The following is a 20,671-nucleotide window of genomic DNA, read 5'->3' as shown; positions in this document are numbered from 1 at the left end:
GAGCCAACTCCTGCGGGCTTGGCGATCAGGAAACCAGACCTTCCTTGGCCAGCTTCGCTTGTTCGTCGGCGTGGTACGAGGAACGCACCAGCGGGCCGGAGGCCACGTTCTTGAAGCCCATCCGGTAGCCTTCCTCGGAGAACCAGGCGAAGGTGTCCGGATGCACGAAACGCTGCACCGGCAGGTGGTTACGCGACGGCTGCAGATACTGGCCAAGAGTCAGCATGTCGATGTCATGTTCGCGCATGCGCTTCATCACCTCGATGACTTCGTCATCGGTCTCCCCCAGGCCCAGCATCAAGCCGGATTTGGTCGGCACATGGGGCACCATCTGCTTGAACTTCTGCAGCAGGGTCAGCGACCACTGGTAGTCGGAACCCGGGCGGGCGGCCTTGTACAGGCGCGGCACGGTCTCCAGGTTGTGGTTGAAGACGTCCGGTGGAGTCGCCGCGGTGATTTCCAGGGCAATGTCCATGCGGCCACGGTAGTCGGGAACCAGGGTTTCCAACTGTACGTTCGGCGAGAGCTTGCGGATTTCGCGGATGCAGTCGGCAAAGTGCTGGGCACCACCGTCACGCAGGTCGTCGCGGTCCACCGAGGTGATCACCACGTACTTCAGGCGCAGGTCGGCGATGGCCACCGCCAGGTTCATCGGTTCATCCACGTCCAGGGGTTTCGGACGACCATGACCTACGTCGCAAAACGGGCAACGGCGGGTGCAGATGTCACCCATGATCATGAAGGTCGCGGTGCCGCCGGAGAAGCACTCGCCCAGGTTCGGGCAGGACGCCTCTTCGCAGACGCTATGCAGCTTGTGCTTGCGCAGCAGCTGCTTGATCCGGTCGACTTCCGGGGATACCGGGATACGTACGCGGATCCAGTCGGGCTTCTTCGGCAGCTCGGTGGTCGGGATGATCTTCACCGGAATACGCGCGACCTTTTCCGCACCGCGCAACTTGACGCCGGTTTCAACTTTCGCGCGGGCTGGCCGCTCGGAAACATCCAGCGTCGGGATCAGGGTTTGAACAGCGTCTTGTTGCGCAGTAGTCATATCAGTCGATTCCGCCCGTTAGGGTCGTCTGCTCAGCGTAGTCGAGGTGTTTGACGAGCTGCGCACGCAGCCGGGCACTTACCTCGGCAAATTCAATCGGCCCTGCATGGTCGCTCAGCTGGGTCATCGCCAGGCCGGCATAACCACAGGGGTTAATCCGTCGAAACGGCTGCAAATCCATATCCACGTTCAAGGCCAGACCGTGAAAGGAACATCCATGACGGATGCGCAGGCCCAGGGAAGCGATTTTCGCTCCATCGACGTAGACACCCGGTGCATCGGGCTTGGCCGCCGCCGGCACGCCGTAGCTGGCCAGCAACTCGACCAGGCAGTGCTCCATGCGGCTGACCAGTTCACGCACGCCGAAACCCAGCCTGCGCACGTCCAGCAGCAGATAGGCCACCAGCTGGCCCGGACCATGATAGGTCACCTGGCCACCACGATCGGCCTGCACCACCGGGATATCCCCCGGCACCAGCAGATGCTCGGCCTTGCCGGCCTGCCCCTGGGTGAAGACCGGAGGATGTTGCACCAGCCAGACTTCGTCCGGTGCATCGGTCCCGCGTTCGTTGGTAAAGCGCTGCATGGCCTGCCAGACCGGCTCGTAGGCCCTCAGGCCAAGCTCACGAAAGCCCAGCGTCTGTGGCATCACAGCACCATGTGGACGACACCGGTAGCGCGCAGGGCACTATTGATATCACGCAGTTGGTCTTCACCAGTGGCAGTGATGTGCAGTTGCACCGTGGTGTACTTGCCATTGCTGCTCTGGCGCTCGGCCAGGGACTTGATGTCCAGGGTGGCGTACTTGGCAAGGATCTCGATAACGGTGTCCTTGAAGCCGACGACCGTGTCACCGATCACCTTGATCGGATAGTCATCGACGGGAAACTCAATCTTGTGCGACTTAACGTCAGTGTCTGTCATGGCAATAACGGCCTCGTAAGCCGTGGCGACGGACATGGTCCCCGCTCCGCTTGGGAGCGAGGGCCACGTGGGTCGACAATATCAGTTGAACAAGCCGTAGAAGAATAGACGGATGCTATCCCACATGCGACGGAAGATACCACCTTCGTCGACTGCTTCCAGAGCGATCAGGTCGGCGCTGTGCACCACCTTGTCGTCCAGTTTCACTTCGACTTTACCGATCACGTCGCCCTTGGCGATCGGCGCGACCAGTTGCGGGTTCATGGTCATGCTGGCCGCCAGTTTCTTCAGCTGGCCCTTGGGCATGGTCATGGTCAGGTCCTGGGCCAGGCCAGCCTTGACCTGATGAGTGGTGCCCTTCCACACCGGCGCCTGGGCCAGCTCGGTGCCCTTCTGGTAGAAGGTCTGGGTTTCGAAGAAACGGAAGCCATAGGTCAGCAGCTTCTGGGTCTCGGCAGCCCGGGCCTGCTCGCTGTTGGTGCCGAATACCACGGCAATCAGGCGCATGCCATCACGTACCGCCGAGGACACCATGCAGTAGCCCGCTTCGTCGGTATGGCCGGTCTTCAGGCCATCGACGGTCTTGTCACGCCACAGCAACAGGTTGCGGTTGGGCTGCTTGATGCCGTTCCAGAAGAACTCCTTCTGCGAGTAGATCGCATAGTGGGCCGGATCTTCATGAATGATCGCGCGTGCCAGCAGCGCCATGTCATGGGCCGACGAGTAATGCTCGGGGTTCGGCAGGCCGGTGGGGTTCATGAAGTGGCTGTTGCTCATGCCCAGGTCGCCGGCGGTCTTGTTCATCATGTCGGCGAAGGCGTCTTCGCTGCCGGCGATGTGCTCGGAAATCGCCACGCTGGCATCGTTGCCCGACTGGATGATGATGCCGTGCAACAGGTCGCTGACGGACACCTGCGATCCCACCTTGATGAACATCCGCGAACCGCCAGTGCGCCAGGCGTTTTCGCTGACGGTCACCGGGTCGTTCTCGCCGATCTGGCCACGACGGATTTCCAGGGTGGCGATATAGGCGGTCATCAGCTTGGTCAGGCTGGCCGGCGGCAGGCGCTGGTCACCATTGTTCTCCACCAGCACGTTTCCGCTGCTGGCATCCATGAGCACGTAGGACTTGGCGGCCAGCTGCGGTGGTGACGGCATCACCTCGACCGCCCAGGCGGCGGGCGTGATGATCAGCGGTAGAAGCAGGCACAGGCGTTTGGCAAAGGTGGTGATGTTCATCCGTCTCTCGAAGTCGCTAATGGAAACTTGCCCGCTGGGGGCAAAACTATTTCAGACAACCTTCTGAAGGGTTGTCGCGTGTACGTTGTTCACTCACGACCCTTGCCGGGCTTTTGTTGTTCGGCGAGCCAACAACCCGGATCCGCCCCCAGTGTCGCAAGCGGACCCTCAATCTCGATGTCGCTATTCCGCAGTGACCACGCTCGCCTGGCCCAGGTTGGCCAGGCGCACGCTGTTCTGCGCTTGCTGGGTTTCGTCCGGCGAACCGAACGGCCCAAGGCGTACCCGATGCAGCGTTTGCTGATTGCGTACGATGGAACTGATGAACACCGGAGCGCTCACCATCGAGCTCAGTTTCGACCTCAACAGTTCGGCAGCATCCGGGTTGGCGAAGGCGCCCACCTGCAGGTACTGGCCGGAGGCTGCGATGCTCTTGACCTGCACCGGGACCACGGCGGCCGCGTGCTGCTGCGGCGGAGGCGTCCACTGTTCGACGGTACCGGCCGAGCTGGTGACCACCGGCGCGCTATTCTGCGCCACTTGTGGCTCATTGAGCATCAAAGGCGCCGGACGGCCACGCTGGGCCCACCATTGCTGCGGGTCGATGCCCTCGACCTTGACCCGGGCGGTACCGGTCTCGGCATAACCGAGTTTCTTCGCCGCAGCATAGGACAAGTCGATGATCCGGTCGGAATAGAACGGACCACGATCGTTGACCCGCAGGATCACGCTGCGGTTGTTGTCCAGGTTGGTCACCCGCACATAGCTGGGCAACGGCAGGGTCTTGTGTGCGGCACTCATGCCATACAGATCATAGACCTCGCCATTGGCGGTGTTCTGGCCGTGGAACTTGGTGCCGTACCAGGAAGCCGTGCCCGAAGCCACGTAGTTCCTGGATTCCTGGATGGGAAAGTAGGTCTTGCCCAGCACCGTATAGGGATTGGCCTTGTATGGGCCGGTATGCAGGGTCGGCGTCGCATCGGGAATGCGCGATACGTCGACATCCCACCAAGGCGCGCCATCCTTATGGGCCCGATTGACATCCAGGCCAGGCATCGAACGCACGGTATTGGAGGATTTGGGCTGCGGCGCACGGCTCGTCGAGCAACTGGCCAGCGACAGCGCCAACGCGGCAAAAGCCAACAGCTTCAGGGGTTTGCGGATTGGCATTGCCAGCATTACTTGACGCCCCGTGCTTGGACCAGCTGTTCAGACAGCTGATGTACGGCCATGGCATACATCACGCTGCGGTTATAACGAGTGATCGCGTAGAAGTTCTTCAGCCCCATCCAGTATTCCGGACCGTTATCACCCTCCAGGCGGAAAGCGGTAACCGGCATATCGTCGCGCAGCGCATCATGACTCGACCAGCCCAGGGCTCGCAACTCCCCGACGGTCTTGGTCGGCTCGATGCCGCTGGTCAGTCCCTCGTCCACGCGATCCCCGCGCACATCGGCGCGGCTGACCACCGGTTCGCCGGCTACCCAGCCATGACGCTTGAAGTAACTGGCCACGCTGCCGATGGCATCGTCCGGATTGGTCCAGATATTGATATGCCCATCCCCGTCGAAGTCCACGGCGTAGGCGCGAAAGCTGCTGGGCATGAACTGCGGCAACCCCATGGCTCCGGCGTAGGAACCCTTGAGGCTCAGGGGATCGAGCTGCTCTTCACGGGCCAGCAGCAGGAACTCGCGCAACTCCTTGAGGAAGAATTCGGCACGTGGCGGATAATCGAAGCCCAAGGTGGAAAGCGCGTCGATCACCCGGTAATTGCCGGTATTACGGCCAAAAAAGGTTTCGACGCCGATGATCGACACGATGACCTGGGCCGGAACCCCATATTCCTGCTCGGCACGGGCCAGGACTGCCTCGTGCTGGCGCCAGAAGTCCACGCCACGAGCGATGCGCGCATCGGTGATGAACATCGGGCGGTATTCCTTCCATTGCTTGACCCGCTCGGCAGGCCGCGAAATGGCATCGAGGATCGCCTGCTTGCGCTCGGCCTCGCGGAACACGCCCATCAGCTGTTCTCCGGCGAAACCGTAGTCCCGGGTCATTTCCCCGACGAATTCGGCGACCTGGGGCGAGCCTTCGTAGGCACCAGCCGAAGCAGGCTCGATGGCCCCCAGGATGCTTGCCAGGCCGACCCATGGTGCGTACCGAGCGGCCCAGCCACGCATTACTTGCATTGAGTTGTTCACCTTATTCAAACCTGCGCGATCCACTTGCGATGGGTATGGATCGACATCAAAACCCCAAACGCTGACAGTAGCGTCACCAGCGAAGTTCCTCCGTAGCTGATGAAGGGCAACGGCACCCCCACCACCGGCAACAAGCCACTGACCATACCGATGTTGACGAAAACGTAAACAAAAAACGTCATGGTCAGGCTGCCTGCCAGCAACTTGCCGAACAGCGTCTGGGCCTGGGCCGTGATTACCAGTCCGCGCCCGATCAACAAGAGGTAGATCAGCAGCAACGCGCAGATGCCCACCAGGCCGAACTCCTCGCCCATGACCGCGATGATGAAGTCGGTGTGGCTCTCCGGCAAAAAGTCCAGGTGCGACTGGGTACCCAGCAGCCAGCCCTTGCCGAACACCCCGCCGGAGCCGATGGCGGCCTTGGACTGGATGATGTTCCAGCCGGTCCCCAAGGGGTCGCTTTCCGGATCGAGGAACGTCAGGATCCGCTGCTTCTGATAGTCGTGCATGATGAACATCCACATGGCCACCGCCACCGGCACCGCGGCCGCCAGCACGCTGATGATCCAGCGCCAGCGCAACCCGCCCATGAACAGCACGAAGGTGCCGCCGGCCAGGATCAGCAGCGCCGTGCCCAGGTCTGGCTGGCGCACGATCAGCATGAATGGAATACCGATCAGTACCAGGCTGATGCCCACATGCTTGAGGTGCGGCGGCAAGGTGCGCTTGGACAGATACCAGGCAATGGTCGCCGGCATGATGATCTTCATGAACTCCGAGGGCTGGAAGCGGATCACCCCGGGAACGTTGATCCAGCGGGTCGCGCCCATGGCGTTGTGGCCCATCACGTCCACCACCACCAGCAATACCACGCCGAACACATAGCCAAGCGGCACCCAGCGGGCCATGAAGCGTGGCTCGAACTGGGCGATGACGATCATCGACACCAGGCCGATGCCGAACGAAGTGGCCTGCTTGGCCAATAGATCCCAGCTCTTGCCACTGGCCGAATACAGGACGAACAGGCTGCCGGCCGCCAGCGTCAGCAGCAGGATCAGCAAGGGACCATCGATATGCAGGCGCTGCAACAGCGTCGCCCGACGCCGCATCACGTCCTCGCTGGAAAGAATGCGGTCGAAATTACTCTTCACGGGCCGTAGCCTCCGTACTGGTAGGGCTGGCGAACTCTGGCTTGAGCTGGCCATCCGGGCCCAGGAGCCAGGCATCCATGACCTGGCGCACTACAGGAGCCGCGACACCGGAGCCCGACTCACCGTTCTCCACCATCACCGACACCACGATCTTGGGGTTCTCGGCCGGGGCGAAACCAACGAACAAGGCGTGGTCGCGATGCCGTTCCTGGACCTTGGAGCGGTCGTATTTTTCACCCTGCTTGATCGCCACCACTTGGGCGGTACCACTCTTGCCGGCGATACGATAGGGCGAGCCGACCGCCGCCTTGCGCGCGGTACCCCGGGCGCCATGCATGACCTGCTGCATACCGTGGTTGACCCGCATCCAGTCGGCCGGATCGCGCAGGACGATGTCCGGCATCGGATTGTGGTCCACCGGCCGCTCGCCCTCTATGCTCTTGGCCAGGTGCGGTCGATTCCAGCGCCCTTTGCTGGCCACCAGGGCCGTGGCCTGGGCCAACTGCAAGGGAGTCGACTGCATATAGCCCTGGCCGATCCCGAGAATCAGGGTTTCTCCCGGGAACCAGGCCTGCCGTCGGGTCGCACGCTTCCACTCACGGGTCGGCATCAGCCCTGGCGACTCCTCGAACATATCCAGGGACACCTTCTGGCCGATGCCGAACTTGCCCATGTAGGCCGAGAGCCGGTCGATCCCCAGCTTATGGGCCAGATCATAGAAATAGGTATCGTTGGACCGCATGATCGCCGTGTCCAGGTCGACGAAACCGTCGCCGGTGCGGTTCCAGTTCCGGTATTTGTGGTCATAGTTGGGCAACTGGTAATAGCCAGGGTCGTAGACCCGGCTCGTGGCCGTCACCACTCCCGCGTCGAGCCCGGCAATGGCTACCGCCGGCTTGATGGTCGACCCCGGTGGATACAGCCCACGCAGCACTCGGTTGAACAGCGGCCGGTCGATGGAGTCACGCAGTTCGGCATAGGCCTTGAAGCTGATCCCGGTGACGAACAGGTTGGGATCGAAGCTCGGCTGGCTGACCATTGCCAACACTTCGCCGGTATTGGGGTCCAGGGCCACCACTGCACCGCGCCGCCCCCCCAGGGCCGCTTCCGCCGCCTCCTGCAGCTTGATATCCAGGCTCAGGACAATGTCCTTGCCGGGAATCGGGTCGGTGCGCTTGAGTACCCGCAGCACGCGCCCACGGGCATTGGACTCGACTTCCTCGTAGCCCACCTGGCCGTGCAACTCCGCCTCGTAGAAACGTTCGATGCCGGTCTTGCCGATATGGTGCGTACCGCTGTAGTTCACCGAGTCCAAGGTTTTCTGTTCTTTTTCGTTGATCCGCCCTACATACCCCACGGAATGGGCAAAGTGTGCCCCCTGGGGATAATGCCGGACCAACTGGGCCACCACTTCCACGCCAGGCAGGCGGAACTGGTTCACCGCGATACGGGCGATCTGTTCTTCCGTCAACTCGAACAGGATCGGCACCGGCTCGAACGCTCGCCGCCCCTGCTTGACCCGTTTCTCGAACAGCACCCGGTCCTCCGGCGTCAGCTCCAGTACCTCGACTATCACATCCAGGACCTGTCGCCAGTCGCCGGAACGCTCACGGGTCATGCTCAGGCTGAAGCTGGGCCGGTTATCGGCCACCACCACGCCGTTGCGGTCATAGATCAGACCCCGGCTCGGAGGAATGGACAGCATGTGAACCCGGTTGCTCTCCGATTTTGTGGAGTGGATCTCGTACTGGATCACCTGCAGGTAATACAGCCGGGCGATCAGCACGCCGATCAGGCTGACCACCAGGATGGCACCGAACACCACCCGGTTACGCACCAGGCGGGCGTCTTTTTCATGGTCCTTGATACGGATCGGCTGGGGCATGGGAGGCGCGGGCTACTTGTGGTAAGGGTGGCCGGACAGCACGGTCCAGGCACGATACAGCTGTTCGCCGATGAGGATCCGTACCAGCGGGTGCGGCAAGGTCAGTGGCGACAGCGACCAGCGCTGGTCCGCCCGCGCACAAACTTCCGGCGCCAGCCCTTCCGGGCCGCCGACCATGAAGTTCACGGTACGCGAGTCGAGGCGCCAACGATCCAGCTCCACCGCCAACTGCTCGGTGCTCCAGGGCTTGCCATGCACCTCGAGAGTGACGACGCGTTCGTTATGCCCGACCTTGGCCAGCATGGCCTCGCCTTCCTGACGGATGAAGCGAGCCACATCGGCATTCTTGCCCCGGGTATTGAGCGGTATTTCCACCAGTTCCAGCGCCAGCTCGGATGGCAGACGCTTGGCATACTCATGCCAACCCTCTTCCACCCACTTGGGCATGCGTGAACCGACAGCGATCAGACGCAGGCGCACAGCCGTCCCTTATTGCTGGTCTTTGTTGAGCTTGGCGAAGTGCTCGTGGGTGTTTTCCGGGCTGTGGTGCTTGCCATCGGCCGCACGGCTCTGCTCGGCGCCCTGCCACAGGCGCTCCAGGTCGTAGAACTGGCGGGCCGAGGCGGTCATCATGTGGACGATCACTTCGTCCAGGTCCAGCAGCACCCAGTCGCTGTCGCCCTTGCCTTCTTCACCCAGCGGGCGCACGCCCTGGGCCTTGACCATCTCGCGGACCTTTTCCAGCATCGCGCCGATCTGGCGGTTGGAGGTACCGGTGGCGATCACCATGTAGTCGGTGATGCTCTGCTTGTCGCGCACATCGATCACCAGGATGTCCTGGGCCTTGACATCTTCCAGCGCGGCGACAGCCACCTTGACCAGATCTTCGCCTTTCATTACTTGGTTAGTCATATAAAACTCGTTCAGCTCGTATGTATGGAACGCCGCACGGCATGGGCCGGCAGCCTTCCTTCAGTTCGGCACACGGTACAGTCCGTGAGCATCGATATAGGCCAGGACCGCGTCAGGCACCAGGAAACGTACCGACTTACCGCTGGCCAGCAGTTGACGGATCTGGGTGGCAGACACCGCGAGCGGCGTCTGCCAGACGAATGCAATGTGTCCCCCCGGCCCTTGCAGGGCCAGCGGGTCGCTCACCGAGCGGGCCGCCAGCAGGTTGCGCAGGGCATCCGGCGGCTCACTGTCGGCATCCGGGCGTTGCAGCACCAGGATGTGGCAGTGCAGGAGCAGCTCTTCCCAGCGATGCCAGGTGGGCAGGCCGCAAAAAGCATCCCAGCCCAACAACAGGAACAACTGGTCGTCCGCGGCCAGTTCGGCGCGCATCTGCTCCAGGGTGTCTATGGTGTAGGACGGTTTGTCCCGTTTCAGTTCACGGTCGTCCACCACCAGGGGTGAGACGCCCGCCACCGCCCGCTCGACCATCGCCAGACGATCGAGCGCCGACACCTGCGGTGTATCCCGATGAGGCGGCCTGGCACTGGGTGTCAGGCGCAGCTCGTCGAGTCGCATGGATTCGGCCACTTCCAGTGCGCCACGCAGGTGGCCGATATGCACCGGATCGAAAGTGCCACCCAGCAGGCCGATACGTTTGCCCATCAAGTACGCACGTGACCGTCGCCGAAGACCACGTACTTCTCGCTGGTCAGGCCTTCCAGGCCCACCGGCCCCCGGGCGTGCAGCTTGTCGGTGGAAATGCCGATCTCCGCGCCCAGGCCGTATTCGAAACCGTCGGCGAAACGCGTCGAGGCATTGACCATGACCGAGCTGGAATCCACTTCGTTGAGGAAGCGCCGGGCGTCACTGAAGTTCTCGGTGACGATGGAGTCGGTATGGTGCGAACCGTAGGTATTGATGTGTTCGATGGCCTGCTCCAGGCCGTCCACCACGCGGATCGAGAGGATCGGCGCGGTGTACTCGGTACGCCAGTCTTCTTCGCTGGCCTCCAGCACATCGCCCCCGAGGATCGCCCGGGTCTGCTCGCAGCCCCGCAGCTCGACACCCTTGTCGCGATAGATCGCGGCCAGCGGCGGCAGTACGCGCCCGGCGATACCGGCATGGACCAGCAAGGTTTCCATGGTGTTGCACGGGGCATAGCGCTGGGTCTTGGCGTTGTCGGCGATGCGGATGGCCTTGTCCAGGTCCGCCGCGGCATCGATGAACACGTGGCAAACGCCATCCAGATGCTTGATCACCGGCACCCGGGCATCACGGCTGACCCGCTCGATCAGACTCTTGCCGCCACGTGGCACTATCACGTCGACGAACTCGGGCATGGTGATCAGCGCGCCCACTGCGGCGCGGTCGGTGGTCTCCACCACCTGCACCACCTGGGCCGGCAGGTCGGCTGCCGCCAACCCTTGCTGGATACAAGCGGCGATGGCGCGATTGGAGTGAATGGCCTCGGAACCACCACGCAGGATGGTGGCGTTGCCGGACTTGAGGCACAGGGCGGCGGCATCGATGGTCACGTTGGGACGCGACTCGTAGATGATGCCGATCACGCCCAGGGGCACCCGCATCTTGCCCACCTGGATACCCGAGGGCAGGTAGCGCATATCGCGGATTTCCCCGATGGGGTCAGGCAGCTTGGCCACCTGGCGCAGGCCTTCGATCATCTCGTCGATACGGGCGGGGGTCAGTGCCAGGCGATCCAGCAGGGCTGGTTCCAGACCATTGGCCCGGCCGCTGGCCAGGTCCTGCTCGTTGGCCGCGGTCAGTTCCGGTCGTGCGGCGTCCAGCGCATCGGCAGCCGCCAGCAGCGCGCGGTTCTTCTGCACGGTGGTGGCGCGGGCGATGACCCGGGAAGCCTGGCGGGCAGCGCGACCCAAACGGGTCATGTAGTCAAGAACGGACTCAGTCATGGTCTGGTGTGGTCTTGGCAAAGAGGAAAGCCGCTGATTATAGCTGTCGCGCCGGCCCACGGACAGCGGTCACGGGCGGATGGTCGAAATACTGCTGGTTCAGCCTGAATTAAGCCTGAAGTTGTTATCATTCCGGCACTTTCCTGGCCATTACCCTTCACCATCATGTCCATCCTGACCTCTGCGAAACTGCCCAAAGCCCTGCCTGACAGCTTTTTCGACCGTGATGCTCAGCTCCTGGCCCGTGAACTGCTGGGCAAGGTGATCCGCCACAAAGTCGGGGACCTGTGGCTGTCCGCGCGCATTATCGAGACTGAAGCCTATTACTGCGAGGAAAAAGGCAGCCATGCCTCCCTCGGCTTCACGGAAAAACGTAAGGCGTTGTTTCTGGATGGTGGCCACATCTATATGTATTACGCCCGGGGCGGCGACTCGCTGAACTTCAGCGCCCAGGGCCCCGGCAACGCGGTGCTGATCAAGTCCGCCTATCCCTGGATCGACGAGGTTTCAGGCCCTGCCAGCCTGCAACGGATGCAACTGAACAACCCGGATGCCAGCGGCCAGCCCCGCCCCGCGCAAAAGCTCTGCGCCGGCCAGACCCTGCTATGCAAGGCCCTGGGCCTGAAAGTCCCGGTCTGGGACGCGAAACGCTTCGATCACGAAATCCTCTTCGTCGAAGACGTCGGCAACACCGTGCCCACGATCATCCAGACCACCCGCCTGGGCATTCCCCATGGGCGCGACGAACACCTGATGTATCGCTTCGTCGATGCCGCCTACGCTCCCTGCTGCACGCGAAACCCGCTACGCCGGGGCCAGGTCGAAGGCCGCGACTACCTCATCCAGGGCTGACCCACCGGCCCTGCCTGACACAGAAATGGAGTTGAACCTATGGGCCCATGGCTCGACAGCGTGACCGCCTGGCTGAGCACCAACCCGCAGTGGCTGGCCGCTGCGGTATTCATCGTCGCCTTCGTGGAATGCCTGGCCATCGCCGGCCTGATCGTCCCCGGTACGGTGCTGCTGTTCGCCATTGCCGTACTGGCCGGCAACGGTGCCCTGTCGCTGGGCGAGACCTTAGTGCTGGGCTTCACCGCCGGGGTCCTTGGCGATGTCACCTCCTACCTCCTGGGGCGGCGCTTCCACCAGAGCATCCGGCGCCTGCCGGGCTTGCGCCAGCATCCTGAATGGATCAACGGCGCCGAGGCCTATTTCCAACGCTACGGCATCGCCAGCCTGCTGGTCGGGCGCTTCATCGGCCCGCTACGGCCGATGCTGCCGATGGTGGCGGGCATGTTCGACATGCCGTTCCCGCGTTTCTTCGCCGTCAGCCTGCTGGCCGCGGCGGGTTGGTCGGTGGCCTACCTGTTGCCGGGCTGGGCCACTGGCGCGGCCATTCGCCTGCCGCTGCCCGAGGGCTTCTGGCCCCAGGCCGGAATGGTTATCGGCAGCCTTGCGGTGCTGATCGGGCTGAGCGTCAACAGCAGCCTGCGCCGCCATCGCCGGGCAACACTGCTGATGTCCGGCCTGGGCCTGGCCTTGCTGGTCGGGCTGTTCATCGGCTATCCCTACCTGGCCCAGTTCGACCAGGGGCTGATCGCCCTGGTGCAGGAGCATCGTGACCCGATGCTGGACAAGGTCATGGTGATGGTCACCCAGATCGGCGAGTTCCGCGCCATGTTCATCATTAGCGCGACCCTGACCCTGCTGCTGGTGCTACTGCGCCAGTGGCGCCAGGCGATATTCGCCGGTGCCACGCTGCTGTGCACCGCACTGGCCAACACCGCCAGCAAATGGTTCTTCGCCCGAGTGCGCCCCGAGGTGCTGGCCGAGCCGCTGACCAGCTTCAGCATGCCCAGCGGGCATGCCTCCGGATCCTTCGCGCTGTTCCTGACCCTGGCCGTACTGGCCGGGCGTGGCCAACCGCCGCGGATGCGCCTGACCTGGCTGCTGCTGGGTAGCCTGCCGGCGTTGTCGATCGCGATGTCGCGGGTCTACCTGGGGGCCCACTGGCCTACCGACATTCTCGCCGGGGCCATGTTGGCGACCTGCGTCTGTGCCGCGAGCCTGACCCTGTGCCAGTGGCAGGTCCCGCTCAAGCCGATGCCGGCCAAGGCCTGGTGGTTGGTGCTGCCGGTGATGGTCCTGCTGTGTGCCTTCATGTCGATGCGGCACCTGCCACAGGCGTTGCTGCGCTACGCCTATTGAGGCGGGCGGCGCGGTGACTCAGGCGAAGAGTTCGCCCTGCAGTTCGTCCAGCAACTGCTGGATGGCGTCCAGACGCTGCTGCGGATCGTCCAGTTGCAGCAGGTCGATCTTGTCCAGTTCGGAAAAGGGCAACAGATAGGCCAACTGGTTGGCCAGGGACCGCTGCCCGGCTGCCTCGGCGCCCATGTCCAGGGCTTCCACCATGGGATGCTCGGCCAGCGCCTTGAGCAGCGCTACCAGGTCGGCATCGTCGTCCCGCAGCGGCTGCTCCGTCGCCTCCTCCAGCCATTGCACCCGGGCCACCGTCAGCTGGTCCTTCTGCACCTCGCTGTCCAGCACGCGGAAACGCCGCCCGCCCTTGACCCGGATACCCAGCAGGCCGTTGTCCTGCTGGTGGAAGTCGGTGATCAGCGCCTCGCACCCCACCTGGGCGTAACCCTGGGGCGCCAGGCCGGTCTCCTCGCCCTCCAGGATGCACACCACACCGAAGCCGCTGCCCTGCTTCATACAGCGACCGATCATGTCCAGGTAGCGCGCCTCGAAAATCTGCAGGTCGAGGATGCACTCGGGAAACAACACGGTATTCAGGGGGAACAACGCCAGACTCATGCCACCATCCTCAAACCAGCAACGACACCGCCAGCGGCAGCAAGACCGCCGTGGCCACGCCCATCAGACTCATCGCCAGCGCCGCGAAGGCGCCACATTCCTCGCTTTCCTGCAAGGCCACCGAAGTGCCCACCGCATGGGCCGTCATGCCCAGGGCCATGCCTCGCGCCTCGGGCGCCCTGACTCCCAGACGATCCAGCAGCGCCGGGCCGAAGATCGCCCCCAGCACCCCGGTGATCAGCACGAACACCGCCGCTAGCGCCGCCACCCCGCCGATCTGCTCGGCCACCAGCATGGCGATCGGAGACGTCACCGACTTGGGCGCCATGGTCATGAGGATCATGTGCTCGGCCCCGAACCACCAGCCCAGCAACAGTCCCAGGCCGGTGGCCAGGACCCCGCCCAACACCAGCGTAGTAAAGATCGGCCAGAACAACTGGCGGATGCGCCGCAGGTTGAGATACAGCGGCACCGCCAGGGCCACGGTGGCCGGCCCCAGCAGGATGCTCAGGATCTCGGTGCTCTTGCGATACTCGGTGTAGCTCAAGCCACAACCGAGCAATACTCCGATCACCAGCAGCATGGACACCAGCACCGGTTGCAGGAATATCCAGCGGGTCTTCTCGAAGGCCGCCAGCACCAGTTGATAGGCCCCCAGGGTGATGCCGATGCCGAACAGCGGATGGTGGATCACCGCCGCCCAGGCCCCCTGCCAATCGAAGGTCATTGGCCATCCTCCCGGCGCGCCTGGCGCTTGACCAGGCGCTGCATCAGCACACCGGCGAAGGCCATGGACAGCACCAGCGACAGCACCAACGCCCCGGCGATGGCCCAGAAGTCCGCGGCGATATCCCGGGCATAGACCATCACCCCAACGGCGGGCGGCACCAGCAGCAGCGGCAGGTAGCGCAGCAGGCTGCCGGCGGCCTGACTCAACGGCTCGCCCACCTCACCACGAACGACCAGGAATACCAGGAGCAGCAACAGGCCGATGATCGGGCCGGGAAGCACGGGCAGCAGCAAGTGATTGAGCGCTGTCCCGAGCAGTTGGAACAGCACCAGCCATGTCAAACCCCGTAGCAACATACTGCCTCTCCAGCCAGATCCTGTGGCGCATTATAAGCACGCAGGCGCTATGAACCGGCATTCGCCAAAAGCATGGACGTTTACCCGGGCCGGATCGCCATGATGATCTACAGTGGAGATTCTGGATCGAAACACACCCTATCGATCACTAAAACTGTTGAAACCAAGGAGAGTGTCAATGCCCTATGTTCCTGCTGCAGAGCTCAAGGACTATGTTGGGAAGGAACTGGGACGTTCCGCATGGCTCACCATCGACCAGGAGCGTATCAACCTGTTTGCCGAGGCCACCGGTGACTTCCAGTTCATCCATGTGGACCCGGTCAAGGCCGCACAAACCCCGTTCGGCGGTACCATCGCCCATGGCTTCCTGACCCTGTCGCTGATCCCCAAGCTGATGGAAGACATCCTGGTGCTGCCCAAGGGCCTGAAGATGGCGGTCAACTACGGCCTGGACAGCGTGCGTTTCATCCAGCCGGTGGCGGTCGGCTCCCAGGTGCGGCTCAAGGTCGACCTGACCGACGTCACCGAGAAAAAACCCGGCCAATGGTTGCTCAAGGTCACCGCCACCCTGGAGATCGACGGCCAGGAAAAACCCGCCTACATCGCCGAGCCCCTGTCGCTCTGCTTCGTCTGATACCCCTCGATGCGAAACAGCTCACGCTGTTTCGCTCGGTCTCTCTATATACAAGGCACACCGCTACGGCATACTCGGACCCCTAATCATCCGGAACCCGTTATGCGCCCACTTGTCCCCCTGGTCATGATCCTCCTGCTCAGCGCTTGCGGTGACGGCGAATCGCTGTTGCCGCCCGATGCCCGCCTACCGGATGGCGGTCGCTACCGGGGCGACCTGGTGGATGGCCTGCTGCAGGGCCAGGGGCGCATCGACTATCCCAACGGCAGCTGGTACGCCGGCCAGTTCGACAAGGGCCAATGGCACGGCCAGGGTGAATGGCACGGCAGCAATGGCGAGGTCTATCGGGGCCAGTTCCAACAGGGGCTGTTCCATGGCCAGGGCACCCTGACCACCAAGGACAGCAGCTACAGCGGCGGCTTCAAGCTGGGGCGCCGGGATGGCGAAGGCACCCTCAAGGAAGACGGCATGACCTACCGGGGCGAGTTCAAGGCCGACCTGTACTCGGGCCTGGGCCGCCTGGAGCTTGAGGACGGCAGCCAATACCAGGGGCAGTTCGCCAAGGGCAAGCCCAATGGCGAGGGCCAGCGCAGCGACTCCAGCGGCAACCAGTTCAGCGGCCACTTCGTCGATGGCCAACTGGAGGGCAATGGCACCTTCAACAGCGCCGAGGGCGATATCTACGTCGGCGGCTTCAAGCACAATCAGCTCAACGGCAAGGGACGCTACGAAAACTCCGATGGCGATGTCTGGATCGGCCAGTTCAAGGAGGGCGCCCTGGGTGGCAAGGGCGAGCTGATCGGCGCCGATGGCAGCCATTACATCGGCACCTTCAGCGATTGGCGTTTCAGCGGCGAAGGTCGCCTGAACCTCACCGACGGCAGCTTCTACATCGGTGGCTTCGACAGCGACAACTACCAGGGCCGCGGGGTACTGGTACTGCGGGACGGCAGCGTGCAAAGCGGGACCTGGAACAACGGCCTGCGAGTTCGCGACGCCGAGGGCAAGCTGCTCCCCGACCCGCTTGAAGGCGCCCTGCTGGCCCAGGGCCACTTGCTCCAGGAGGCCCTCGATGCCGTGCCCGCCTCCACCCCGGCTATCGAGCTCTACAGCCTGACGCTCGCCGGCGACGGCAAGCAAAGCGTATTCCTGCGCGAGGCCGACTACGTCAGCAACATGCTTGCCAGCCGCTTCGGCGCCCTGGGCCAGGTTCGCCTGGTCAACCACCGCGACCAGATGACGACCCGCCCCATGGCTACCCGGGAAAACCTGCGCCGCGCCGCCCGGACCCTGGCCGAACGCAGCGGCCCCGAGGACCTGGTGTTCATCTACCTCACCAGCCATGGCACCAGCGAACATGAACTGGTCCTGGACCAACCACGCCTGGAGCTGGCGGACCTGCCTGCCGACGAACTGGCCAACGCCCTGGCACCGTTGAAGAATCGCGACAAGATCGTCGTCATCTCGGCTTGCTATTCCGGTGGCTTCATTCCGGCCCTCAAGGATGAACGAACCCTGGTCATGACCGCCTCCCGGGCCGACCGGGTGTCCTTCGGCTGTTCCGAGGAAGCCGACTTCACCTACTTCGGCGATGCGCTGTTCGCCCAGGCCCTGAACCAGACCGACGATCTGGAGCACGCCTTCCTGCTGGCCAAGGCAACCGTGGCCGAACGTGAGCAGGCCGAGAACTTCGATCCCTCCGAACCACAGATCTGGGCCCCCAAGGGAGTTCTCGCCCACTGGCAACAACTGCGCAAGCAGCAAGCACGAAAGGCGCTGCAAAGTGTCTCTATCAGCAGCAAGGAAGCACAGAGCAACTAAGCTGAAACCAGTATCTAGGGGAAATGAATATGTACTTGACGCCTCAGCGCATTCTGCTGGCCGGCGCTTCTGGCCTGACCGGGGAACAACTGCTCGATCGCCTGCTCAGCGAACCCACCATCACCCGTGTCCTGGCCCCCAGCAGGCGTCCACTGAGCATGCACCCACGCCTGGAAAACCCGGTGGGCGAGCTTCCCGAACTCCTGCCGCAACTGGTCGGCAAGGTGGAGATCGCTTTTTGCTGCCTGGGCACCACCATCAAGCGCGCCGGTTCCGAGGCGGCCTTCCGCGCCGTCGACCTGGACCTGGTGCTGGCGTTTGGCGAGCGCGCCCTGGAAATGGGCGCACGGCACCTGGTCGTGGTCAGCGCCCTGGGCGCCGATCCCAAGTCATCGATCTTCTACAACCGGGTCAAGGGCGAGATGGAAGAAGCCCTCAAGCGCCAGGGCTGGCCACAACTGACCATCTGCCGACCTTCCCTATTGCTCGGAGACCGGGTCGAACCACGCCTGGGCGAACAACTGGCCGGTCCGCTGTCGCGACTGATCCCCGGCAAGTACCACGGCATCGAGGCCTGCCAGCTGGCCCGGGCCATGTGGCGCCTGGCCCTGGAAGAACAAAGCGGCACCCGGGTCGTGGAGTCCGACGAACTGCGAAAACTGGGTAAATGACCTCGCGCTACAAACCGCCCGTGGCACGAAACCCCACCCCCAGCGCCGTCAGTGCCGACAACGGCAGCAACAGGGTATCGAGCAAGGCGCTGGCCGGCAGGTCCAGCCCCGGATAACCGGGCGCCTGGGCGCCGAAGCGATCCACCGGGCAGCATCCCCCCTGCATTGCATACAGGTCCAGGCGCGTTCCGGCGTAAACCACCGGCGCCCCGGGCTTCGCCGCGTCCAGGGTGCGGGCCGTGGCGCAGCCGCCCAACTGCAGGGCGGCCAGCAACAGCAGCAGGGCTTTACTCATCGCTGCTCAAGTGATGTTCGCCCCAGCGGGGCAGCATGTCCTGGGGAATATTCAGCAGGTTGAGAATCCGCGCCACGACGAAATCCACCAGGTCATCGATGGTCTGCGGCTGGTGATAGAAGCCCGGCGACGCCGGCAGGATGGTCACGCCCAGGTTCGACAGCTTGAGCATGTGCTCCAGGTGAATACTGGAGTACGGCGCCTCGCGCGGCACCAGGATCAATTGCCGACGCTCCTTGAGGGTAACGTCCGCAGCCCGTTCGATCAGGTTGTTGCAGGCCCCGGTGGCAATCGCCGACAAGGTGCCTGTAGAACAAGGCACCACCACCATCGCCGCGGGCGAGCCAGAGCCAGAGGCCACCGGCGACATCCAGTCTTCCTTGCCGTAGACCCGGATCTGCCCCGCCGCCGCCCCTGTGTATTCGGTGAGGAAGGCCTGCATCAATTGCGGCTTGGCCGGCAAGGTCACGTCGGTCTCGGTGGCCATCACCAACTGCGCGGCCTTGGAGATCAGGAAATGCACTTCCCGGTCCTCGCGGACCAGGCAGTCGAGCAGGCGCAGGCCATATTGGGCGCCGGACGCCCCGGTCATGGCCAGGGTGATGCGTTCCGGGCCGTTGTTCATTGCAGCGCCTCGGCCAGCTTGCCGTGCAGGCCGCCGAAGCCGCCGTTGCTCATGATCACCACCTGGGTCCCGGGCTTGGCCTGGCTCTTCACTCGCTCGATGATGCCGTCCAGCGAATCGCTGACGATCGACGGGACCGTGCACTGGGCCGCAGTGGCCGCCAGGTCCCAGCCCAGGTTGGGCGGCGCGTACCAGATCACCTGGTCGGCCTGGTTGACGCTTTCCGGCAGGCCGTCACGGTGGGCACCGAGCTTCATGGAGTTGGAGCGCGGCTCGATGATGGCGATCACCGGCGCCTCGCCGACACGCTTGCGCAGGCCGTCCAGGGTGGTGGCGATGGCGGTCGGGTGGTGGGCGAAGTCATCGTAGATGCTCACCCCTTGCACCTCGGCGACTTTCTCCATGCGCCGCTTCACGCTCTTGAAGGCACTCAGCGCGGCGATGCCCATGGCCGGCACCACGCCCACATGACGGGCCGCGGCCAGGGTCGCCAAGGCGTTGGCGACGTTGTGCTGGCCCGTCAGTTGCCACTCCACTACGCCCTGGCTCACCCCCTCGAACAGCACTTCGAAGGCCGAGCCATCTTCACTGAGCAGCTTGACCTGCCACTGGCCACCGGCGCCGGTGGTCTGCACCGGCGTCCAGCAGCCCATCTCGATCACTCGCTGCAAGGCGGGCTCGGTGGTGGGGTGGATCACCAGGCCTTCGCTGGGGATAGTCCGCACCAGATGGTGGAACTGCCGCTCGATGGCCGCCAGGTCCGGGAAGATGTCCGCATGGTCGAATTCGAGGTTGTTGAGGATCGCGGTGCGCGGACGGTAATGGACGAATTTCGAGCGCTTGTCGAAGAAAGCGCTGTCGTACTCATCGGCCTCGATCACGAAGAACGGCGTGCCGCCCAGGCGCGCCGAAACCGCGAAGTTCTGCGGCACGCCGCCGATCAAAAAGCCCGGGCTCATCCCGGCATGCTCCAGCACCCAGGCCAGCATGCTGCTGGTGGTGGTCTTGCCATGGGTACCGGCCACCGCCAGGACCCAACGCCCTTGCAGCACATGGTCCGCCAGCCATTGCGGGCCGGACACATAGGGCAAGCCCTTGTTCAACACATATTCCACCGCCGGGTTGCCCCGGGACATGGCGTTGCCGATCACCACCAGGTCCGGCGCCGGGTCCAGCTGGGCCGGGTCATAACCCTGGGTCAGCTCGATGCCCTGGGCTTGCAGCTGGGTGCTCATCGGCGGATAGACGTTGGCGTCGGAGCCGGTGACGTGGTGGCCGAGCTCTTTGGCCAGAACCGCCATCGACCCCATGAAAGTGCCGCAGATACCGAGAATATGGATGTGCATAGTCGACCTCATAAAACATCGGCGCAGGGTAGCCTAGAGGGCT

At 63.5% G+C, this 20,671-nt stretch carries 23 protein-coding genes; 5 read left to right on the top strand and 18 right to left on the bottom strand.

Annotated features, from left to right (window positions below; all coding sequences use genetic code 11):
- Nucleotides 1-25: 25 nt before the first annotated feature.
- From lipA to H7A76_RS09505, 12 genes are all read right to left on the bottom strand, one after another.
- Complete coding sequence (lipA, locus tag H7A76_RS09560) at nt 26-1,051, bottom strand: lipoyl synthase (protein ID WP_260497934.1); 1,026 nt, start codon at nt 1,049-1,051, stop codon at nt 26-28.
- Nucleotide 1,052: 1 nt separating this feature from the next.
- A complete protein-coding gene (gene lipB, locus H7A76_RS09555; protein WP_185698258.1) occupies nt 1,053-1,700 on the bottom strand; it encodes a lipoyl(octanoyl) transferase LipB in 648 nt (215 codons plus the stop codon).
- Entirely contained in the window at nt 1,700-1,975 is a 276-nt protein-coding gene (locus tag H7A76_RS09550) for a DUF493 domain-containing protein (protein WP_025129297.1), read from the bottom strand. The genes lipB and H7A76_RS09550 overlap by 1 nt, the downstream gene beginning before the upstream one ends.
- Nucleotides 1,976-2,056: 81 nt before the next feature.
- A complete protein-coding gene (locus tag H7A76_RS09545; protein WP_022641202.1) occupies nt 2,057-3,214 on the bottom strand; it encodes a D-alanyl-D-alanine carboxypeptidase family protein in 1,158 nt (385 codons plus the stop codon).
- Nucleotides 3,215-3,397: 183 nt separating this feature from the next.
- Nucleotides 3,398-4,393 carry a septal ring lytic transglycosylase RlpA family protein gene (locus H7A76_RS09540; RefSeq protein WP_185698257.1) on the bottom strand — a complete coding sequence of 332 codons (996 nt, stop codon included), beginning with the start codon at nt 4,391-4,393 and terminating at the stop codon, nt 3,398-3,400.
- Entirely contained in the window at nt 4,393-5,403 is a 1,011-nt protein-coding gene (gene mltB / locus H7A76_RS09535; RefSeq protein WP_185698256.1) for a lytic murein transglycosylase B, read from the bottom strand. The genes H7A76_RS09540 and mltB overlap by 1 nt, the downstream gene beginning before the upstream one ends.
- Nucleotides 5,404-5,420: 17 nt before the next feature.
- Complete coding sequence (gene rodA, locus H7A76_RS09530) at nt 5,421-6,524, bottom strand: rod shape-determining protein RodA (RefSeq protein WP_152899701.1); 1,104 nt, start codon at nt 6,522-6,524, stop codon at nt 5,421-5,423.
- 31 nt (nt 6,525-6,555) lie between these two features.
- Complete coding sequence (gene mrdA, locus H7A76_RS09525) at nt 6,556-8,451, bottom strand: penicillin-binding protein 2 (protein WP_185698255.1); 1,896 nt, start codon at nt 8,449-8,451, stop codon at nt 6,556-6,558.
- 12 nt (nt 8,452-8,463) lie between these two features.
- Complete coding sequence (gene rlmH / locus H7A76_RS09520; protein ID WP_095181903.1) at nt 8,464-8,931, bottom strand: 23S rRNA (pseudouridine(1915)-N(3))-methyltransferase RlmH; 468 nt, start codon at nt 8,929-8,931, stop codon at nt 8,464-8,466.
- A gap of 9 nt (nt 8,932-8,940) precedes the next feature.
- Entirely contained in the window at nt 8,941-9,363 is a 423-nt protein-coding gene (gene rsfS / locus H7A76_RS09515; protein ID WP_031320587.1) for a ribosome silencing factor, read from the bottom strand.
- 60 nt (nt 9,364-9,423) lie between these two features.
- Nucleotides 9,424-10,068 (bottom strand): nicotinate-nucleotide adenylyltransferase, encoded by a 645-nt coding sequence (gene nadD, locus H7A76_RS09510; protein ID WP_185698254.1) that lies wholly within the window; start codon nt 10,066-10,068, stop codon nt 9,424-9,426.
- Nucleotides 10,068-11,333: a glutamate-5-semialdehyde dehydrogenase gene (locus tag H7A76_RS09505; protein ID WP_185698253.1), complete on the bottom strand. Its 1,266-nt coding sequence runs from the start codon at nt 11,331-11,333 to the stop codon at nt 10,068-10,070. The genes nadD and H7A76_RS09505 overlap by 1 nt, the downstream gene beginning before the upstream one ends.
- Nucleotides 11,334-11,498: 165 nt before the next feature.
- On the opposite strand from H7A76_RS09505, the gene H7A76_RS09500 reads away from it, so the two are divergent.
- Nucleotides 11,499-12,185 carry a DNA-3-methyladenine glycosylase gene (locus tag H7A76_RS09500; protein ID WP_185698252.1) on the top strand — a complete coding sequence of 229 codons (687 nt, stop codon included), beginning with the start codon at nt 11,499-11,501 and terminating at the stop codon, nt 12,183-12,185.
- Nucleotides 12,186-12,224: 39 nt separating this feature from the next.
- Entirely contained in the window at nt 12,225-13,541 is a 1,317-nt protein-coding gene (locus H7A76_RS09495; RefSeq protein WP_185698251.1) for a bifunctional DedA family/phosphatase PAP2 family protein, read from the top strand.
- Between the two features lie 18 nt (nt 13,542-13,559).
- Here the strand turns inward: H7A76_RS09495 and H7A76_RS09490 are convergent, their stop codons facing one another.
- From H7A76_RS09490 to H7A76_RS09480, 3 genes are read right to left on the bottom strand one after another with little or no spacing between them, the layout of a single operon-like run.
- Nucleotides 13,560-14,150, bottom strand: coding sequence for an LON peptidase substrate-binding domain-containing protein (locus tag H7A76_RS09490; RefSeq protein WP_185698250.1), 591 nt, complete (start codon nt 14,148-14,150; stop codon nt 13,560-13,562).
- 10 nt (nt 14,151-14,160) lie between these two features.
- Entirely contained in the window at nt 14,161-14,877 is a 717-nt protein-coding gene (locus H7A76_RS09485; RefSeq protein WP_185698249.1) for an LrgB family protein, read from the bottom strand.
- Complete coding sequence (locus tag H7A76_RS09480; protein WP_185698248.1) at nt 14,874-15,236, bottom strand: CidA/LrgA family protein; 363 nt, start codon at nt 15,234-15,236, stop codon at nt 14,874-14,876. Before H7A76_RS09480 ends, H7A76_RS09485 begins: the two co-directional genes overlap by 4 nt.
- 178 nt (nt 15,237-15,414) lie before the next feature.
- Between H7A76_RS09480 and H7A76_RS09475 the strand changes: the two genes are divergently transcribed.
- From H7A76_RS09475 to H7A76_RS09465, 3 genes are all read left to right on the top strand, one after another.
- Entirely contained in the window at nt 15,415-15,870 is a 456-nt protein-coding gene (locus tag H7A76_RS09475; protein WP_185698247.1) for a MaoC family dehydratase, read from the top strand.
- Nucleotides 15,871-15,972: 102 nt separating this feature from the next.
- A complete protein-coding gene (locus tag H7A76_RS09470) occupies nt 15,973-17,691 on the top strand; it encodes a C13 family peptidase (RefSeq protein ID WP_185698246.1) in 1,719 nt (572 codons plus the stop codon).
- 29 nt (nt 17,692-17,720) lie between these two features.
- On the top strand, nt 17,721-18,362 hold the full coding sequence (locus H7A76_RS09465) for an oxidoreductase (protein WP_185698245.1): 642 nt from the start codon (nt 17,721-17,723) through the stop codon (nt 18,360-18,362).
- 7 nt (nt 18,363-18,369) lie between these two features.
- On the opposite strand, the gene H7A76_RS09460 is transcribed toward H7A76_RS09465, so the two are convergent.
- Genes H7A76_RS09460 through mpl form a run of 3 tightly spaced genes read right to left on the bottom strand, consistent with a single transcriptional unit; the run spans nt 18,370 to nt 20,628 of the window.
- Entirely contained in the window at nt 18,370-18,657 is a 288-nt protein-coding gene (locus tag H7A76_RS09460) for a YceK/YidQ family lipoprotein (protein ID WP_185698244.1), read from the bottom strand.
- Nucleotides 18,650-19,282 carry a flavin prenyltransferase UbiX gene (ubiX, locus tag H7A76_RS09455; RefSeq protein WP_022641219.1) on the bottom strand — a complete coding sequence of 211 codons (633 nt, stop codon included), beginning with the start codon at nt 19,280-19,282 and terminating at the stop codon, nt 18,650-18,652. The genes H7A76_RS09460 and ubiX overlap by 8 nt, the downstream gene beginning before the upstream one ends.
- A complete protein-coding gene (gene mpl, locus H7A76_RS09450; RefSeq protein WP_185698243.1) occupies nt 19,279-20,628 on the bottom strand; it encodes a UDP-N-acetylmuramate:L-alanyl-gamma-D-glutamyl-meso-diaminopimelate ligase in 1,350 nt (449 codons plus the stop codon). Before mpl ends, ubiX begins: the two co-directional genes overlap by 4 nt.
- Nucleotides 20,629-20,671: the final 43 nt, after the last annotated feature.

Origin of the sequence: Pseudomonas sp. MSSRFD41 (assembly GCF_014230245.1) — a bacterium.
Classification (GTDB): domain Bacteria; phylum Pseudomonadota; class Gammaproteobacteria; order Pseudomonadales; family Pseudomonadaceae; genus Aquipseudomonas; species Aquipseudomonas piscis.
Note: the sequence above shows the minus strand (reverse complement) of the source record. Positions and strands in the feature narration are given on the sequence as shown.

What these genes read in the sequence shown, in the direction of transcription:
- H7A76_RS09480 (WP_185698248.1), bottom strand. Translation starts at nt 15,236, where the DNA reads ATGTTGCTACGGGGTTTGACATGGCTGGTGCTGTTCCAACTGCTCGGG.
- lipA (WP_260497934.1), bottom strand. Translation starts at nt 1,051, where the DNA reads ATGACTACTGCGCAACAAGACGCTGTTCAAACCCTGATCCCGACGCTG.
- H7A76_RS09490 (WP_185698250.1), bottom strand. Translation starts at nt 14,150, where the DNA reads ATGAGTCTGGCGTTGTTCCCCCTGAATACCGTGTTGTTTCCCGAGTGC.
- H7A76_RS09475 (WP_185698247.1), top strand. Translation starts at nt 15,415, where the DNA reads ATGCCCTATGTTCCTGCTGCAGAGCTCAAGGACTATGTTGGGAAGGAA.
- rsfS (WP_031320587.1), bottom strand. Translation starts at nt 9,363, where the DNA reads ATGACTAACCAAGTAATGAAAGGCGAAGATCTGGTCAAGGTGGCTGTC.
- H7A76_RS09500 (WP_185698252.1), top strand. Translation starts at nt 11,499, where the DNA reads ATGTCCATCCTGACCTCTGCGAAACTGCCCAAAGCCCTGCCTGACAGC.
- H7A76_RS09465 (WP_185698245.1), top strand. Translation starts at nt 17,721, where the DNA reads ATGTACTTGACGCCTCAGCGCATTCTGCTGGCCGGCGCTTCTGGCCTG.
- nadD (WP_185698254.1), bottom strand. Translation starts at nt 10,068, where the DNA reads ATGGGCAAACGTATCGGCCTGCTGGGTGGCACTTTCGATCCGGTGCAT.
- mrdA (WP_185698255.1), bottom strand. Translation starts at nt 8,451, where the DNA reads ATGCCCCAGCCGATCCGTATCAAGGACCATGAAAAAGACGCCCGCCTG.
- H7A76_RS09460 (WP_185698244.1), bottom strand. Translation starts at nt 18,657, where the DNA reads ATGAGTAAAGCCCTGCTGCTGTTGCTGGCCGCCCTGCAGTTGGGCGGC.
- H7A76_RS09545 (WP_022641202.1), bottom strand. Translation starts at nt 3,214, where the DNA reads ATGAACATCACCACCTTTGCCAAACGCCTGTGCCTGCTTCTACCGCTG.
- H7A76_RS09485 (WP_185698249.1), bottom strand. Translation starts at nt 14,877, where the DNA reads ATGACCTTCGATTGGCAGGGGGCCTGGGCGGCGGTGATCCACCATCCG.
- rodA (WP_152899701.1), bottom strand. Translation starts at nt 6,524, where the DNA reads ATGCGGCGTCGGGCGACGCTGTTGCAGCGCCTGCATATCGATGGTCCC.
- lipB (WP_185698258.1), bottom strand. Translation starts at nt 1,700, where the DNA reads ATGCCACAGACGCTGGGCTTTCGTGAGCTTGGCCTGAGGGCCTACGAG.
- mltB (WP_185698256.1), bottom strand. Translation starts at nt 5,403, where the DNA reads ATGCAAGTAATGCGTGGCTGGGCCGCTCGGTACGCACCATGGGTCGGC.
- H7A76_RS09495 (WP_185698251.1), top strand. Translation starts at nt 12,225, where the DNA reads ATGGGCCCATGGCTCGACAGCGTGACCGCCTGGCTGAGCACCAACCCG.
- mpl (WP_185698243.1), bottom strand. Translation starts at nt 20,628, where the DNA reads ATGCACATCCATATTCTCGGTATCTGCGGCACTTTCATGGGGTCGATG.
- H7A76_RS09505 (WP_185698253.1), bottom strand. Translation starts at nt 11,333, where the DNA reads ATGACTGAGTCCGTTCTTGACTACATGACCCGTTTGGGTCGCGCTGCC.
- H7A76_RS09550 (WP_025129297.1), bottom strand. Translation starts at nt 1,975, where the DNA reads ATGACAGACACTGACGTTAAGTCGCACAAGATTGAGTTTCCCGTCGAT.
- H7A76_RS09470 (WP_185698246.1), top strand. Translation starts at nt 15,973, where the DNA reads ATGCGCCCACTTGTCCCCCTGGTCATGATCCTCCTGCTCAGCGCTTGC.
- ubiX (WP_022641219.1), bottom strand. Translation starts at nt 19,282, where the DNA reads ATGAACAACGGCCCGGAACGCATCACCCTGGCCATGACCGGGGCGTCC.
- H7A76_RS09540 (WP_185698257.1), bottom strand. Translation starts at nt 4,393, where the DNA reads ATGCTGGCAATGCCAATCCGCAAACCCCTGAAGCTGTTGGCTTTTGCC.